Annotated in this window: 12 protein-coding genes; 4 read left to right on the plus strand and 8 right to left on the minus strand. The window is 45.0% G+C overall.

The genetic code is table 11. The features are described from left to right. Nucleotides 1–80 precede the first annotated feature (80 nt). Nucleotides 81–725, minus strand: a complete 645-nt coding sequence (locus AAEY80_RS04590) for a hypothetical protein (RefSeq protein ID WP_025653023.1) — start codon at nucleotides 723–725, stop codon at nucleotides 81–83. A 572-nt stretch (nucleotides 726–1,297) separates the two neighbouring features. On the opposite strand from AAEY80_RS04590, the gene AAEY80_RS04595 reads away from it, so the two are divergent. Together AAEY80_RS04595 and AAEY80_RS04600 are read left to right on the plus strand one after the other, a co-directional pair. Further along, nucleotides 1,298–1,570 (plus strand): HU family DNA-binding protein, encoded by a 273-nt coding sequence (locus AAEY80_RS04595; protein WP_025653024.1) that lies wholly within the window; start codon nucleotides 1,298–1,300, stop codon nucleotides 1,568–1,570. Between the two features lie 374 nt (nucleotides 1,571–1,944). Further along, nucleotides 1,945–3,819: a SurA N-terminal domain-containing protein gene (locus AAEY80_RS04600; RefSeq protein WP_025653025.1), complete on the plus strand. Its 1,875-nt coding sequence runs from the start codon at nucleotides 1,945–1,947 to the stop codon at nucleotides 3,817–3,819. Nucleotides 3,820–3,974: 155 nt separating this feature from the next. Here AAEY80_RS04600 and purH read toward each other — a convergent pair whose 3' ends face one another. From purH to mrcB, 6 genes are all read right to left on the minus strand, one after another. After that, entirely contained in the window at nucleotides 3,975–5,555 is a 1,581-nt protein-coding gene (gene purH, locus AAEY80_RS04605) for a bifunctional phosphoribosylaminoimidazolecarboxamide formyltransferase/IMP cyclohydrolase (RefSeq protein ID WP_201615762.1), read from the minus strand. A gap of 152 nt (nucleotides 5,556–5,707) precedes the next feature. Next, entirely contained in the window at nucleotides 5,708–5,953 is a 246-nt protein-coding gene (locus AAEY80_RS04610) for a helix-turn-helix domain-containing protein (RefSeq protein WP_037026284.1), read from the minus strand. 325 nt (nucleotides 5,954–6,278) lie between these two features. Continuing rightward, complete coding sequence (locus AAEY80_RS04615) at nucleotides 6,279–7,475, minus strand: DUF3426 domain-containing protein (RefSeq protein WP_025653028.1); 1,197 nt, start codon at nucleotides 7,473–7,475, stop codon at nucleotides 6,279–6,281. A gap of 196 nt (nucleotides 7,476–7,671) precedes the next feature. After that, nucleotides 7,672–8,598 (minus strand): 50S ribosomal protein L11 methyltransferase, encoded by a 927-nt coding sequence (gene prmA, locus AAEY80_RS04620; RefSeq protein WP_201565689.1) that lies wholly within the window; start codon nucleotides 8,596–8,598, stop codon nucleotides 7,672–7,674. A gap of 124 nt (nucleotides 8,599–8,722) precedes the next feature. Next, the gene (locus AAEY80_RS04625) at nucleotides 8,723–9,589 is read right to left on the minus strand and encodes a tetratricopeptide repeat protein (protein ID WP_025653030.1); all 867 of its coding nucleotides are present in this window, start codon (nucleotides 9,587–9,589) and stop codon (nucleotides 8,723–8,725) included. 33 nt (nucleotides 9,590–9,622) lie between these two features. Beyond that, a complete protein-coding gene (gene mrcB / locus AAEY80_RS04630; protein ID WP_025653031.1) occupies nucleotides 9,623–12,100 on the minus strand; it encodes a penicillin-binding protein 1B in 2,478 nt (825 codons plus the stop codon). Nucleotides 12,101–12,504: 404 nt separating this feature from the next. On the opposite strand from mrcB, the gene AAEY80_RS04635 reads away from it, so the two are divergent. Further along, complete coding sequence (locus AAEY80_RS04635) at nucleotides 12,505–15,339, plus strand: heavy metal translocating P-type ATPase (RefSeq protein WP_025653032.1); 2,835 nt, start codon at nucleotides 12,505–12,507, stop codon at nucleotides 15,337–15,339. Nucleotides 15,340–15,457: 118 nt separating this feature from the next. On the opposite strand, the gene AAEY80_RS04640 is transcribed toward AAEY80_RS04635, so the two are convergent. Continuing rightward, complete coding sequence (locus tag AAEY80_RS04640; protein WP_201606947.1) at nucleotides 15,458–16,180, minus strand: Bax inhibitor-1/YccA family protein; 723 nt, start codon at nucleotides 16,178–16,180, stop codon at nucleotides 15,458–15,460. Between the two features lie 297 nt (nucleotides 16,181–16,477). On the opposite strand from AAEY80_RS04640, the gene AAEY80_RS04645 reads away from it, so the two are divergent. Further along, nucleotides 16,478–17,482 (plus strand): NAD(+) kinase, encoded by a 1,005-nt coding sequence (locus tag AAEY80_RS04645; protein ID WP_173238908.1) that lies wholly within the window; start codon nucleotides 16,478–16,480, stop codon nucleotides 17,480–17,482. Nucleotides 17,483–17,512: the final 30 nt, after the last annotated feature.

Here is a 17,512-nt window from a genome sequence, read left to right on the forward strand (position 1 = left end):
AAACGCTTAATGGTCATTAAAGCAATCACCTAACAGGTGCATTATTATTTATCAATAAATATCACCATCATTAACGAAAACTAGTTCATCAATAGTGCTATGACTGAGCCAATCATAATTACAAGCGCCATAATAGTCACAATTATCAATGTCTTCTGTTTACTCTGCAATTCCTTTACGGTGGTTTCAAGCTCACGATTCTTAGTCGTTAATGTACTGATTTGCGTCTGCTGCTCTTTGATACGGAGCTTATAGCCATCTTTCTTTTCGGCCATTTCCGCGTCAGTCGGCTTAGATTTGCCTTTGCCGCCTTTGATTTTTTTGATCAAACCCTGAATCAAGCCACCAAGACCAAGCTGCATAATAAATTGCTTAACCAATTGTACTTGTACGGACTCACCGCGCATCTGTAGTTTTTCAGTCGTTTCGCTATCGTGGGTCGTGATGGCATTGATGACTTGGATACTATAAGCGTTGATGACCACGTCAGGCTCACTACGATCAATGGGTAACTGCGCATCTAATAACACGCCCTTGGTGCTAAAAGTGGCAAAAATCTCGACATGAGGCAAATACAAACGCAGCGCAACGACAGTGCCTTGCTTGGCAAGTGGATAAGCGGCTTTACGTAGCTCGGGATCTAAACGTAACAGTAGGGTCAGAGCCGACTCGACGAACACGAGAATAATATTAAGAAGAGAGGTGGACAACGTAGTACGCTTCATGTAAATAATCCGTTTTTTATTTGGCAAGTTAGAGGCAAAAAGACAAACAAGAGTCAAAGCCGACTCAAAACATATAGCAAGATTTTGCTTATAGTAACGTCTTTATAATAAAAAGTAACGTTGGTTTCTGTCACTTAGCAAATAATTGTCTTAAAATCATCTCACTAATGCTTAGCGTTATGTCACTAATCCCTAGAACTATATTGCTAATAATATATCGTTAACGAAACTGTTAGGATTTGCGCGTAGTAATGTCTATAGTGCTGTCATCAAAAGCTGAATAACTCGTAAAAGTAATAACTCGTAAAGGTATTGTTTAATGTATGAGTTAAAAAACAGTCAGATGTTCAGTTGCATATATTTTGCGTAACATTGGGTGTCAAATACGTAGTACAGTGCACAAAAATATGTAAAATTGCTTGCGCTCCTTATGCTGCCTTGATATAAAGACGTTAACAAAGCGAAACCTGTTTATGCGTGAGTCAGGTGGTTTTTATTGCTTAAGTGCTATGAGAGCGATACAATACCTGGCGTGAGCGTTTATTATCCCCCTTAAACTTGAAGGAAATTTTATGAATAAGTCAGAATTAATTGATAGCATCGCCGATAAAAGTGGTCTAAATAAAACTCAAGCTGGCGATGCATTGAATGCTGTTATGGAAAGCGTTGGCGAAGCTCTAGAAGCTGGCGAAAGCATTTCACTAGTTGGTTTTGGTACTTTTAGCGTAAAAGACCGTAAGGCTCGTACTGGCCGTAACCCTAAGACTGGTGAAGAGCTTAGCATTCCAGCAAGCAAAGTACCAAGCTTCAAAGCTGGTAAAAACTTAAAAGAGCGCTTGAACTAAGCCGATATAGTTAAGTCACTCTATTACAGACAAACCCTACATAATGACGTGTCATACGAATAAAAATAGCGTTTGTTGATAGTAAAATGATAGAGAATCGCTTATTGATTGGCTACAGCCTAAGTAATAAGTGAAACCGCAAAAAAAGCACCTAAATATTAGGTGCTTTTTTTACAGCCATCGTTTGTATCATATAACGTGAATATTTTGAGTCTAGCGTAAAAATCACGTATCATAGGCGCGCGATAGTGGGGTTGTTTAGACAAGCCTTATTTTGCCCTTATAACTTGCCCAGGTTTTTACCCTTGCCATTGCCTGCTTAGATAGCATTAAATGGTCTTTCATCAATATAGGTTAATAAAGCAGAGATAACTATGGATAAATTGCGCGATTTCTTAAAAAGCTGGCCAGGTCGCATTTTATTGATTTTATGCCTATCGCCGCTCGCTCTATTGGGTGTCGAAAGCTACTTTGGTGGCGGTGTCGATCCCAACCAAATTGCGCAAGTAGGTGAGGCAAGTGTTGGATTATCAGAATATCAGACTGCTGTTAATAATCGCCGTACTGAGACCTTAGAGCAAATTGATGATGCCAGTTTATTGAATGAAGATGTGCTGCATGAGCAAGTACTAAAAGGTCTGATTGATCGAACTTTGCTAGAGCAGCAAGCGGGTAAGCTGGGTATGACGGTCTCTGACGACACCATCAATCGTCTACTGCGTCAAGAAGAGATCTTTAAAGATGCGGATGGCAATTTTTCAAACGATCAGTTTTCAAACTTTTTGCGTCAGCGCGGTATGACCAAAGATCAGCTGTTTGCTGAGTTTCGTAACCAGTTAAGCCTCGATCAGCTGAATGCCAGTATCGTTGGTACGGCAGTGTATCCGATGCAAGCGGTTAGTCAGCTAATAGATCTACAGCTAGAGTCGCGTAATATTTGGTTGCATCGCTTTAATTGGCAGGATTACCAAGAACAAGTGAAGCTGAGTAAAAACGATATACAAGCCTACTATGATGCCAATAAAGACACGCTAAAAAGTGCGGCAATGGTCGACTTGGCTTACCTGCAATTGAGCCCGCAGACGGTCCAAATCACTGATGTCACGACAGAAGATTTGCAGCAGCAGTACGCCGCCTATAAGCAAGGACTGGCTGTAGTCGATGAGCGCAAAATCAGTCAAATATTGATAACGGGTAAGGATGCCAAGGCTCGAGCAGATAAAGTAAAAGCCCGTTTGGATAAAGGTGAGGCTTTTAGCAAGCTTGCTAAGACAGAATCTGACGATCCATCAGGAGAGACGGGTGGTGACATCGGTCGCTTCAATCCTTCTGTATTTGGCAATGACGCAGCAGCAGTTGAAAAAGCCTTGGAAGGCTTGAGCGTTGGCGATGTGAGTGCACCAGTTAAGACCAGCTTTGGTTATCAGATATTTACTGTAACCGAAGACAATGGTAGTAAAGTACCTAGCCTCGAGAGTATGCGTGAAGAGCTAACGGTTAAGGCCAAAGAGTATAAGCGTCAGGAAATGTATGCCGATAAAGTCACGGCAATTAACGATTTGGCAGCAGATGGTTTTAGTATCGAAGATATTGCTCAGCAAGAGGGCGTGACACTAAAGCGTATCAAAGATTATCGTAAAAAAGGCAACCAGTCAGCATTGTCGCAACCAGCAGTGATTAAGCAAGCTTTTGATGAGTTTACGATTCAAGACCAAGCGGTGACGGCAGGTATTGAAGTTGGTAATGGCACGGTATGGGTACAGCCAAGCAATTATCGTCCTACCAAGACGCTTACTCTGGCAGCGGCTACGCCAAGAATCACACAGATATTACGTCAGCAAAAAGCCACAGCATTGGCGTTAAAAGACGCTAAAAAACTGGCGGCTGGTATTAAAACAACGGCCGATATCGGTAAGCAACCGGTCAGATTTCAAGCCTTAGGCGAAGTCAATCGTCAAACCACACGATTGACAGAAAAAGAGCGCGGCTTGGCATTTAGTCAGCAAGCGGCCAATAATGGCGTTGTTGCTATTGCGAGTAAAACAGAGATGGGTGCGACGTTATTGGTTGGTGATCGTATCAAGACCGAACAACAATCACCACTGTCTGATATGCAACGTGCGCAAACGGCATCTATTATCCGTGATAATTTGGGTCAAGATCAGCTACAAGACTATCTAGAGTATCTACGTTTAGTGTATAAGGTTGAAATTAATGAGACTAATATGGCCAATGCGCAAGGACGTTAAGCCACTTATAAGGCATTTGTTAAACCCTTTGTCTGAATAAGCTTTATCAAATCTTAAGTATAAAAAAGCCACTATTGATAGTGGCTTTTTTTATGCAATACGATTTTGATTTATTCTTAAAAAATTTGTCTGAACAGCATTATCTTGACAGCAGATTAATGACGGAAATGACGCATACCAGTGAATACCATGGCGATACCATGCTCATTAGCCGCAGCAATCGTTTCGTTATCACGCATAGAACCACCCGGCTGGATGATCGCCGAGATGCCGACTTCAGCAGCGTTATCAATGCCATCACGGAACGGGAAGAAGGCATCTGAAGCCATAACAGCGCCTTCTGTCGCCAAGCCAGCATGTTCAGCTTTGATAGCAGCGATACGTGCTGAGTTGACGCGGCTCATTTGACCGGCGCCAACACCAATAGTGCGCTGACCTTTGGCATAAACGATGGCGTTAGATTTGACGTATTTTGCGACGTTCCAGCTGAACAGTAAATCAGCAATCTGCGCTTCCGTTGGTTGCACATCCGTGACGATTTTTAGGTCATTGGCAGTAATCAAACCCAGATCCTGCTCTTGTACGAGCAGCCCGCCGTTAACGCGCTTATAGTCGAGCTGGCTTTCGCGCTGCTCAGGGGTTGGTAGCTCGCCGCATACCAAGACGCGCACATTTTTCTTAGCAGCAGTCGCCTCAAGCACCCCATCTTCGATACTAGGTGCAATAATCACTTCTACAAATTGATTGTCGATAATTGCTTTTGCTGCCGCAACGGTCAATGGGCGGTTAAAGGCAATAATACCACCAAAAGAAGACTCAGGATCGGTGCTAAAAGCGGTGTTATAAGCAGCGACTTGGTCGGTATCGACCGCGACACCGCAAGGGTTGGCATGCTTAACGATGACGCAAGCAGGGGCGCTGAACGCTTTTACGCACTCAAGTGCTGCATCAGTATCAGCGATGTTGTTATAAGACAGTGCCTTACCTTGTAATTGCTTCGCCGTGGCAATAGAAGCTTGCTGGCTTTTTAGTGGATTATTTTCTGTATAAAATGCCGCGTTTTGATGTGGGTTTTCACCGTAACGTAGATCTTGTGCTTTTTCTAGCTGCACGTTAAAGGTGCGTGAAAAATTCTCTGGCTCTTGAGTCTCATTAACTCGGCTACCTAAGAAGTTGGCAATCATACCGTCGTATTGTGCAGTATGTTCAAAGGCTTTCACCGCTAAGTCGTAGCGTAGGGACGTGGTCAGTTTAGTGCCATCACCCAAGGCTTCAAGTACGCGCGTATAATCAGCAGGATCGGTTACGATACCAACGTGGGCGTGATTTTTCGCCGCAGAACGTACCATCGTAGGACCACCGATATCGATGTTTTCGATGGCATCGTTCATGGTGACATCCGCACGAGCAATCGTCTCGGCAAATGGATAAAGATTTACCACGACCAAATCAATACGCTCAATTTGATGATCGCTCATAACCGCATCGTCAGTGCCACGGCGTCCTAAGATGCCACCATGAATTTTAGGGTGTAGCGTCTTTACACGACCGTCCATCATTTCAGGAAAACCGGTATAGTCTGACACTTCGGTCACCGCAACATTATGCTCTGTCAGCAGTCGATAAGTACCGCCAGTAGATAACAAAGCAAAGCCTGCTTTAATAAGGCCTTGAGCAAATTCGACGATATTGGATTTATCGGAGACCGACAGTAGGGCAAGTGGGGCTGTACTCATAAGAAATTTCCATAAAAAAAGCCTGACGTAAACGTCTGGCAAGGTGATAATGACAATCGCTGCCGACAGTATCACAGTGGATAAGGTCATAAACGATAAATTGCCATACATAATGAGGGTTAATGACGATCGGTAAGCTCATCTGGCCGAGGTTACATTAAGTTATAGGTTTTAAGTTTTTTGCGTAACGTACCACGATTGAGACCCAAGATTTGCGCGCATTTGGTCTGATTGCCGCGCGTTTGCTCAAGGACGACAGACAATAGCGGCTCTTCGATTTGTTTTAAGATAAGCTCATACAAATCGGTGGGTATCTCATCGCCTAACATCGCAAAATACTGACGCACCACTCGCTCTACGTTCACACGCAAAGGTTCAGGAGTATGCCCATTGTTCATAAGGCTATCTAGAGAAGGCTCTAAATCACGGATAGAATGCTGATAATCGTCTTTATTATAATCGGCAAGATGCTCAGAGCTTTGGGCAAAACGATTGGCATTATGCTGTGCATGAGTTGCCATAAGATAATGTCCTTGAGATTAAAAAGAGTCAAACCATAGGGGTTTAGACGGGTATTATAACAAATTAATATCGGTTAGCATTGACAGATTGGACGTTATCTCAGTAGCAATGCTATTCAATGAAGACTGTTCAATTCCAAAGCATTTCGTTACTGCTATTTATTAAGGTCTCGCTTATTACTTCTATTTATTAAGGTCTGCTTCAATAAATAGGATTAATACGGACTTCACGGATTTGAGCATTGGCAACCGGTATCGTAAATAGCAGTTGTCTGCGACTGGCAGCCGCTATTTGGTTTTGGGTACTCAATAGATAATCATCTGGTGCTGCAATAAACTCTCCGAGTAGGGCATCTGTCCCGTAAACACTGACCTTAACATTAGGGTAAAGCTGGGCTTGTGGGCTTTGGTTGTTTAACGTTGCACTTACCTCACTAAAAGTCCCCGTTTTTTTAATTTGGCTAGGCTTGTGATTGAGCTCAGTGATCGTCAAGGCAGATAAGTCAGCGCTAGGAAGGCTGCAAGCCGCGATTGTGCAGATTGTCTGTAGGCGTTCTGCATGAGCGGGATTTTTTACCAAGGTTTCTAAATTAAAAATAACATACTGGGCAAAAAGTAGCAGCGCCAGTACCAAACAGCCTAGCGTCCACAGTAGAGAGGCAATTGAATGCCGCGCTGGTGTCGGCGCGAATTTCGCTTGCGCTTGCATTTTTTTGACCCGCTCTTCATGTGTTCGGTCTTCGTCTCTAAAGGGTACACCCATGCTAAGCAATAGCTGCGATAAATCCGTATCCTCTTGGATGCTATTGTCATTTTTATTTTGCTCTTTGAGCAGATCTTCGAGCCAAGCGTTGTCAGTCGTATCATCAATATTGGCATGGATGTTATTGGCCGCCGCTGAACTAAGTGCAACCTGAGCAGGTGAGGTAGACTGCGTTGCTGCCGACGCTGATTGCGCTGCTGACTTGGGCGTTTTATCAAGCTTATTACTGGCTATAGAATTAGTATGACTACTGTCGGTTGCATGGGTCAGCCAAGCGTCCATATTTTCTAACGAGTCATATTCCAAACTGCTTTCATCTGCTTCGTCGATATCCATGTCATCATAAATTAAACCATCATGAATTAAGCTGTCAGAAGATAAGACGGCTGAAGATTGCTTATTAGAAAGTTGTTTATGAATAGGCGGTTTGACATTACTTGTGTTATTTGGGTCGGTGGTGGTGCTATCTGCCATTTTTGGTGGCGTATCGGTGGTGACGATAAGGTGCTTATTGACCAAAAAACTCTGCTGACACTGATCACAGCAAACGGCGGTGTTTACTTTATTTAACTGGGTTTGTTGTAATTTAAAGCAAGCTTGGCAATGAGGGCACTGAGTTTTTATTGGCGTGGTCATAGGGTCGAATCCAAAAAAGTATGGTTATCAATACCGCGTAGCCACTCACCAATAGCTGCCTCTACTACTCAGGCTTCTACTTAGATACTCATCGTTAAATGCTTGATACATTTATGAGTGATAGACAAGGACAGAGTGGCGTCAAATACATAACATTTGACTGCCCCTCTATCGTAACAGATGTAATTAAATGTTGCTAGCCTGTAAATGTACCAGATAAACGCTGCCAATGTTGGTCCTCTTGCGCCGTAAAGGCGTGCTTCGGATCGAGCGCAAAATAAGGCTGATACGCAGCAGTCACTTCTTCAGTTTGTGACTCGATTAAGCCGGCTAACACGATACGACTTTTTGGTGCCATTAAGGTGACAAAGTAAGGTGCTAAGCCAATAAGGGGCTTCGCTAAAATGTTGGCGACCATCACTTCTACGGGTTTGACGTCGTTTTGTTTCCAGTAATCAGTAAAGTCTTCGGGTAAAAATGCTTGCAACCGATCATCGACATGATTGCGTACGGCATTTTGGTTGGTCGCCAGCACAGCTTGTGGATCGATATCAACGGCATAGACGTGACGTGCCCCTAACAATAATGCCGCAATACCTAAAATTCCTGAGCCACAACCATAATCAATCACCACTTTATCACTCAGATCTTGCTCTGTTAGCCAGTCGAGGCATAGGCGAGTGGTGGCATGATAACCAGTACCAAAGGCTAAGCCGGGGTCCATAATGATATTGGTCGCCTCAGGATTGGGCGGCGTTATCCAGTTAGGCACAATCCATAAGTTATTGGCGCATTCTATAGGATGATAATTGCTCATCCATTCACGTTCCCAATCTTTATCATCCACAGCACTTAGCCAAATACGACTGGCGTGTACCTGTGCGCCAATTTCGTGACTTAACTGTTCAACCGCATGACGGCTACCAGTGTCTGTGCTGGCATCGAACAATCCTGTCAGGATCACTTCATCCCATAAGGGTGACTCACCAGGCAATGGCTCAAACAAGGGTTGATCCCCTGCGTCATCTAAAGCGATTGATAGTGCACCTGCTTCTAGTAACAGCGCCTCAGCCAGATCGACGTTTGCTTTTTCACACTGTAAGTGCAGTTGTTGCCATGCCATAACGATAACCTTAATCTAAAATAAAAATGAGTGTTTTGGATAAATGATGCGTATGCACAATATAAAAAGTGAGTAGATAGCAAGTTATAGACTTAGTATTTACTCACTTCGGTATGTCTTGATACTAACGCAGTGCTTGCTTTGCTTCATTGATGACGCGTGAGTTACCCTGCGCTTGCCCTGATTGCAAAATAATTTGCCAGAGCGCGCGTCTGCGATTGGCATCTTGCGAGACGCTAAGACCACGGCGAGCCATGGCTTCTGCCTTGCGCGGTTGGTTCTTTTTGAGAGCGACTTGTGCCAGATAAAAATACACCGCTGAGGATTTGGGCGCGAGGCGCTGGGCGCGGGTAAAGCTGCTCTCAGCATTGGTCAGCTTGCCTGATTTTAACTGACCAATCCCTGTTTGCATAAGATTGCGAAATGCTGGCAGGTCACTGTTGTTAGTAGCCGCTTGTTGACTGCGTTGTTGCGAGTTTTGGCGCGCGCGCTCTAATAGGTCATTGTGCGACGGTATTGAAGGTTCAGAAATTATATAGTCATCACGGGACGGCGTAATGATTACGGCATCGGGCTGTGAAAACACAGGACTGGATGGGGAGTTAGGCGCTGTGTACACTGGAGTTTGTTGCGTTAATGGGTTTGTCGCTGAAGATGGGCCAGACGGCGCATCAGACTGGATAGGGTAGTCATTTTTTTCATCATTATCGTCGCCTTCTCCATAGCCCCTGTGATCAATAATCGGCGCTTGAGTCGCAGGTTTTACGTTGGTAACCGATGAAGGCGCTGCTGTCTCTTGACGTTGTGTTGCTGGCATCGTTTGAGCAGGTGTTGTTCTCGTCGCAGTAATGGGCGCCGTTTGACAGGCACTCAAGCTCATTATGCCAACGAGCGCACCAGCAGCAAGGACCGTATTCGCTAGGGTATTCTTTTTAGCCGTGCTAATAATGTCCTGCTTAACGGATACGCTTTGCTGTATAGATGACACCATGTTAAGCCCCTTTTTAAGTTTTTAAAAACAATGTTAGAACCATTCAACCGCACGGTCGTACCAAGTATCGGCACCGCCCTGCGCATCATTATCATCTTGGCTCTCGGTCTCAACCGCTTCGCCATTTGGAATGTCTAAGCCTTCGCGGCGGCGTTGCTGATTGATAGCGCCTTGCTCACTCTGTTCTTGAGCGCGATCTTGTTGATACAATCCGATGGCACAACTACTGGCTTCTTCGGGCAAATGTGCTGACATTACTGGCAAATAGCGCGCATCAGTACAGCGCTCATTTGATAGCTTACCAGAATTGTTTTCAAGCCATAACCACTCAATACCTTCCGGCTCAGGTAGTGATACTGGCGTCAATTTTAAGCGACTCATATAGTCGACCCAAACTGGTAATGCACCTGTGCCACCACTCAGACCGATTGGCTTATTATCATCACGACCGACCCAAACCACGCTGACATAGTTACCACTATAACCAGCAAACCAAGCGTCGCGATAGTCATTTGTGGTCCCTGTTTTACCAGCGAGATTCAGGTTGCTACCAAGCGACTGTGCTCGTTTAGCCGTTCCGCTGGCGACCACTTGCTGTAGCGCGTAATTGGTCAAAAAGTTGGTCTCAGGCGGGATACTACGCTGTGTATTGAGTCCAGTGCGCTGCAAGATACGACCGCGATCATCAATGACGCTACGAATACTATGAATGGGCGTGCGAAAGCCACCAGTAGCAAACACTTGATAGACGCCAAGCATATCCATTGGGCTAAGATTGACCGATCCTAATAATGCAGAAGGATAAGGCGATATTTTCTCTTTAATACCCATACGCTGTAGCTGCTTGGCAAAAGTATCGATCCCAAATTCCATGCCTAAGCGTACCGCTGCTTGGTTATAAGACTGAGACAGTGCAGTGGTAAAGGGGACATAACCATGATCACGCTTGTCATAGTTTTGTGGATTCCACTTCGTACCGTCATTTAGGTTGACGGTAACTGGTGAATCATCGACCGAACTTGCCAAATTATAGCGACCGCTTTCGAGCGCTGTCATATAAATGATCGGTTTTAATAAAGAGCCCACTTGACGCTTGGCATCGACGGCGCGGTTAAAGCCCGTAAATTCACTGCCGCTACCGACCACAGAGACCAGCTCACCAGTCTCTGGATTGGCACTGACCAAGGCACCTTGTAAATCTTTGGTTTTGCTGCTGCTACGACGGAGCTCGCCCAGTTTTTTATCGACTGCTTTATCGGCGGCTAATTGGGCAATAGGGTCGAGCGTACTAATAATCGTCAGACCTTCATTTTTTAAGTCATCAGAATAATAGACGGTATTCAATTCACGCTTGACGATATCGAGAAAGTCAGGAAATTGGCTTTTGCCTTCGACAGGCTTGTCAGCGATACCCAGTGATCTCTCTATGGCTTTATCATAGTCTGCTTGACTGAGCGTGCCCATCGCTAGCATGTTGCTAAGAACGACATTACGACGTGCTTTTGAATCGTTTGGATGGCGACGTGGATTATAGACACTCGGGCCTTTTGCCATACCAACGAGCAAGGCTTGCTGGTCTAAGCGCAGCTCGTTCAGCGGTTGATTAAAATAGAACTGCGCTGCCAAACCAAAGCCATTAATAGAGCGGTTGCCGTTTTGTCCTAGGTAAATCTCGTTCAGATACGTTTGTAGAATTTCATCTTTACTATAATGGAGCTCAAGTAACACAGCCATTAGGGCTTCATTGGCTTTGCGTTTTAGGGTGCGATCTGAATTCAGATAAAAGTTTTTAATCAGCTGCTGGGTGATGGTCGAACCACCTTGTCTAGAGCCGCCAGAGAAATTATTAATGACTGCACGGGCGATACCGCGTATCGATACGCCTTTATGCTCATAAAAGCCGCGATCTTCCGTGGCTATTAATGCATCAATCAATGGCTGTGGCACCTCATCTAAAGAGACGACCATACGATCTTCATTGCTGTCTGGGTAAATACCGCCAATACTAACCGGCTCAAGGCGAATAATGCCGCTCTTAGCCGGTAAAGTGCTTTGAATCGACTCAATCTTATTACCAGCAATCGTCATTTTGATGACTTGCTCAGTGTCTATATCGTTGGAGCTATAAGTAAAACCGCGCGTATGGATATAATAGGTATTGCCAGACTTACGATAGGTACCGGTGCGATCATAGGCTTTGTTGCTTTGATAATTAAGCAGCTCGAGCCATGTCTTAATCGTGCTGTTATCGACGCTGGCACCTTGGTAAAGCTCAAGTGGCTGCGAGTATACCTTGGCAGGAATATCCCAGCGCTTACCTTCGAACTTGTGGGTAATGGTGCGATCAAGCTTGATCAAATACAGCGCCAATAGCACCATGCCAGCGATAATGACAATTAATAAAATACTACTAAAGACCAAGCCGCGCTGCTGTGAGGGTAGCGTGCTGATAGCAGACGTAGATGACGAAGGAAGCTTGGAGATTGGTCGCTTAGAATTAGATTTTTGCACGGATGATGCACCATTTAGGGATAAAAAACTGCCTCATAATGACGCAAATTGACAAATTTTTCAATCTATCATCATCAACTCAGGCATTCAGTGGGATGACTCTGTGAGGGGTTATGCTGTTCACAGCACCGGCTTATAGTATAATCGATCTATTGACAGCGATGTTTATACGAAAACACAGCGCGCTTTTAATTTGCTTTATCAGTGCCATATAAGATAACAATTTACGATTATTCTAACGATGTTTTTTGTATGAATTAGCGGTTGATTCTCTATCTGTGCTAGCCGTGTCGAGCTTATTTAAAATAGCTGTTTTAAATAACATTAGGCATATTTGATGATAGCAAGTTTTCTCAAAGTGAATTGGGTTCGAGCAAACCTGTCTAAAGGAAGTAAGCGCGATTATGTCTAGTGCCCCCTCACCAATACCAACCTCCAGCCATTATTATGAAGACAACTCTATCACCGAAGGGTTGGTACTGCCCCTTGCTGGTCATTGCTTCCACTGTGGCGATCCAGTACCGCAGCCGCCGTTTTATGCCGATATATTGGGTAAATCCCGTGAGATGTGCTGCATGGGTTGTCAGTTGGCCTCGCAAAGTATCGTCGAGGCAGGGCTTGAGCAATATTATCTTGATCGTTCGGAAATCAACCGTACGGCAAGTTTGCCTACCCAACTGACGCGCCTCGAAGCCTATGATCATGATGAGATAAAATCACAGTTCGTCTACGCTCAAGATGGTCTGTCGGTGGCAGAATTGTCCGTTAACAACTTGCGCTGTGCTGCCTGTACGTGGCTTATCGAATCGCGTCTTTATGAGATTGATGGTATCAATAAGTGTCAGGTCAATTTGACCAATCAGCGTATGCGCGTCATTTGGGACGAGAGTAAGCTGCCTATCAGCCGTATTCTAGCTATTATCAATGAAATAGGCTACGAAGCTAAGCCTTACCGTCAAGATACCCATGAGGCAATGCTGGCTAAGCACAATAACAAGATGCTGCTACGCCTAGGAATCGCTGCACTTGGTGCGATGCAAGCAATGATGTATGCGGTCGCGCTATATTTTGGTGAATATAGTGGGATGTTGATATTACAGCGCGATTTTTTGCGTTGGGTGTCGTTATTCGTCAGTATTCCCGTGTTCTTTTATGCGGGCATACCGTTCTTTACGTCTGCATGGTCGGCAGTTCGCGCGCGCCAAGTCAATATGGATGTACCGGTCAGTATCGCCTTGATTGTTACATTTTTCGCCAGTTTGTACGCCACCATTACTGGAAACGGTCAGACCTATTATGATTCGGTCAGCATGTTTATTTTCTTCTTATTGGCAGGGCGTTATATCGAGTATAATGCTCGTCTAAAAGCGGCGACGATGGCCAATGACTTAGTAGTGGTAGAGCCAGTTTTAGTACAAAAAATTGCTGAAAACAAAGGAGACGCTGCGCTCATTTTGCAGCAGTTACAACAAAATGCCTTTGATAAAGTAGATACGAGTGCTATTAATCAGGCAGTTCATGAGACAGGTGCTGATAGTGCAATAAGTGCCGCAGTCAGCGCTCCAACGAAGTATACACCCAATTTTATGCAGAGTATGGATGCCAATGTTCATCAAATAACCAATCGTATAGCTCAAGACTGGCAACAAACCAGCCGTCAACCAGACCTATTAAAGCCAGATTTGTTAAAGCCAGTGTATGGTGCAGAACAAAAACAGATGGTGACCGCTCAAAGCTTGCAAGTGGGTGACATCATCATGGTTGAGGCTGGCTCTGAGATTATCAGCGATGGTATTTTGCTTAGTCCAACTGCGACCGTCTCCCAAAGTCTGCTGACGGGTGAGGGTGATTTAATCATCAAGTCTCAAGGCGACTATATCGTCGGCGGCGCACAAAACGACAGTCAGCCGTTTGAGATGCTGGTCACGGCACTGCCAGAAGACAGTCAGATTGGATTAATTGATCGGCTGATGAACCGTGCCATGAGTGAAAAGCCCAAACTGGCACAGCAAGCGGACAAGCTGGCTCGTTGGTTTGTGGCGCGGATTTTAGTATTGTCAGCATTGGTATTTATCGGCTGGTATTTTGTCGATCCAAGCCAAGCTATTTGGGCAACGGTTGCAGTCTTAGTGGCGACTTGTCCTTGCGCGCTGTCACTAGCCACACCGATTGCTTTGACTGTCTCTACCAATCGATTGGCCAGCTATGGCTTTTTGACCACGCGTGGTCATACGCTGCAAACCTTAGCAGAGATTACGCATGTGGCTTTTGATAAAACAGGGACATTGACTTATGGCAAGCCAAACTTACTGAACATTGAGCTAATAAAATCGTTCAGCCAAGATGAAAACGATGACTCAAGCGCGTTGCCTTTGCAAAAAGACCGTTTCTTAGCCATTGCTGCGGCCTTAGAAGTAGGCAGTCGTCACCCGATTGCTCATGCGCTACTGACCGCCGCTTATCAATTACATCTGCCGCCCACTCAAGCCTTGCTGCATTATCCAGCAGGCGGGGTAGAAGCCATGATTGATGGCGTTCTATATCGTATTGGTCATGTAGACTTTGCTTTGGATAAAGGTGCTACTGGTGCAAAGGCAGACAATGATTTAACGATCGATTTACTGAGCCAGCGTGCCAGCTCAGCGGTTGTGTTGTCTTGTCAAACAAGCTCCTCAACCACATGGCAAGCGCTGGCGTGCTTTTACTTTAGCGATAAAGTACGTGATAATGCCCGCTCAATGCTGGATACGCTCAAAGGCTTAGGTATTGAGTCTGTGATGCTGACGGGCGACCCCAGTCCGCAGGCGCTGGTCATGGCGGAGACTTTGGGCATGCAGGCGGCATATAATGGTCTGTCACCAACAGATAAGGTCAATCATATCCAGCAGCTGCAAGCACAAGGGTCAGTTGTGCTGATGGTTGGTGACGGTATTAATGATGCGCCCGTGTTGGCAGCAGCAGATGTGTCGACTTCGATTGCTGGCGCGGCAGATTTGGCGCAGGTGTCAAGCGATAGCATCATCCTTAATGGACAGATTGAAGCCATCACGGCCGCCAAGCGTATCGCGGATAAAACGGAACGCATTATCAAACAAAACTTCCGCTGGGCACTGGCTTATAACAGTATCGTATTATTACCTGCCGCGTTTGGTTATGTCCCACCTTGGCTTGCCGCCATTGGAATGTCGCTTAGCTCATTATTTGTGGTATTAAATGCGCTGCGTCTAAAACGTGCTTAGTTTCTTATACGTGGTATTTATCTGCATATAATACCTACTTTGGTTCAAATATAAAAAAACCGCCTTTAGCAAAAGACGGTTTTTATTTTAGGTATCATTATTATTAGCCAGTTATAGATTAGTCTTGTAGGTAGCTAAGCAGACGCATAAATTCGATATACATCCATACTAGCGTCGCAAGAATACCGATACTAAATAACCATTCGTAGTCTTCAGAAACACCAGCTGCTACGCCGCGATCAATGTTATCAAAATCAAGTAATAGCGTAAAAGAAGCGATAACAATCACAAATAAACTGAAGCCAATAGCGATAACGCCACCTTCAAATAAGAAAGGTAAGCTCGAACCGAACGCTAAAGAAAGAACCCACTGGGCGACATAAACGAGCATGATGGCTATAAGCGCTGAGGTGACGATAGAGCGGAATTTTTGCGTTACCTTAACGAGACCAGAGCGATATAGCCCTAGCATAACGGCTGCTGTCACAAAGGTCGCACACATTGCAGTCACTGGCACGCTTGGATACATTCTCATAAAAAACAGCGAGATGCCGCCTAAGAAGATACCTTCTAAGAGCGCATAAGGGACCGCGAAAGTTTTGGCTTTTTGTGGCTTAAAAGTGATAAAGATTGCGAGGCCAAAAGCGGCAAACATACTACCAAAGGCCGCCATGGTAATAAAACTTTGTGATAGACCTGCCATCAGCGCATAAAAGAAAAAGCCGACACCAGTGATAGCAGATAAACCAAGCAACAAGCTGGTCTTTTGGATGACACCTTTGACGGTCATCGGCTGACCGCCGATCGCAAGCTCTGCGCGACTGACAATAGGATTGGCCATACATATGTCCTTAATTAAAAATGATATAAATTACTGCTACTTTAGCAAAAGCTTGGTTATTGTCAACTGTGTTTGCGTGACGGCTGTCAAGGATTGACGCAGCCATCATCTGACTTATTATTTGGACTAGCTAGGGATGCTCAGTAGCGCGGTAAGCAGGCCATAAATGGGCGTGCAATGGTTGTTATATGGGGTTGATTACGACAGTTAACAACGATAATTGATAAAACATGCTAGTTTAAGCGCTCATTTATCGCTATCATTGCCCTGTATTTTACCGTTATTCCGAGTCGTTTTATGGAAAACTCCGCGCAGTCCGAAAGATTGCCACACTTACATGCATCAGAGCTGTTCCACGCCATCAAAAATCCAGCGTTTCGGCGTATTGGATTAATGGGGCGCGCAGGCAAGCGCAGCGTCACCCAAAGTCTGGTGCAGATTGCCCAAACGATCAATGAGATGAATCTCACCCTGATAATGGACATGCAAACCGCCCATCTACCAACATTGGATCTCACTGAGATCGAAAAAGTCAAAATCGTTAAGCGTAGCTTGATTGGTGAGATTTGTGATTTGGTCATCGTCGTCGGTGGTGATGGTTCCATATTGCATGCTGCTGAAGCACTGGCACGTTATCGCGTACCTGTGTTGGGCGTCAACCGTGGTCGCCTTGGTTTTTTAGCTGATGTCAAACCTGATGAAGCTGCTTTTAAATTGCGTCAAGTATTGATGGGCGATTATCAGTTGGATCATCGGTTTCTCTTGACGATGGAAATACGAGAAGGGCGAAATATTATCCATGAAGATATGGCGCTCAATGATATCGTATTGCATGCTGGTAAGTCAGTACATATGATTGATTTTCAGATGAAAATTGATGGTCACGATGTCTATAGACAGCACAGCGATGGCTTGATTGTGGCGACGCCTACTGGTTCCACAGCCTATGCACTATCTGGTGGTGGCCCTATTATTCATCCGAGTATGGATGCAATATGTCTGGTGCCCATGCATCCGCATACCTTGTCCAGTCGTCCGATTGTAGTCAGTGGCAATAGCGAAGTTTGTATTCGCATCCATGAGGACAATCGCACGCAGCCGATGGTTAGTGCAGATGGCAAGCCCAGCATACCGCTCGACCAAGAGCAGCGGCTTTATATTCGTAAGCACCCTGATAAGCTAACGCTGCTACATCCTCCAGGATTTGATTTTTATGAGGCGTGCCGTACCAAACTACACTGGAACGTCCATGCCGAAGAATTCAGTCTTGATATCGATGATGATATTATGGATGATGAATAAAAGCAGTTGTCGTATAAAAAATAGTCGTGG

The sequence above is a fragment of the Psychrobacter sp. 78a-MNA-CIBAN-0178 genome (genome assembly GCF_040309625.1).
Taxonomy (GTDB): domain Bacteria; phylum Pseudomonadota; class Gammaproteobacteria; order Pseudomonadales; family Moraxellaceae; genus Psychrobacter; species Psychrobacter okhotskensis.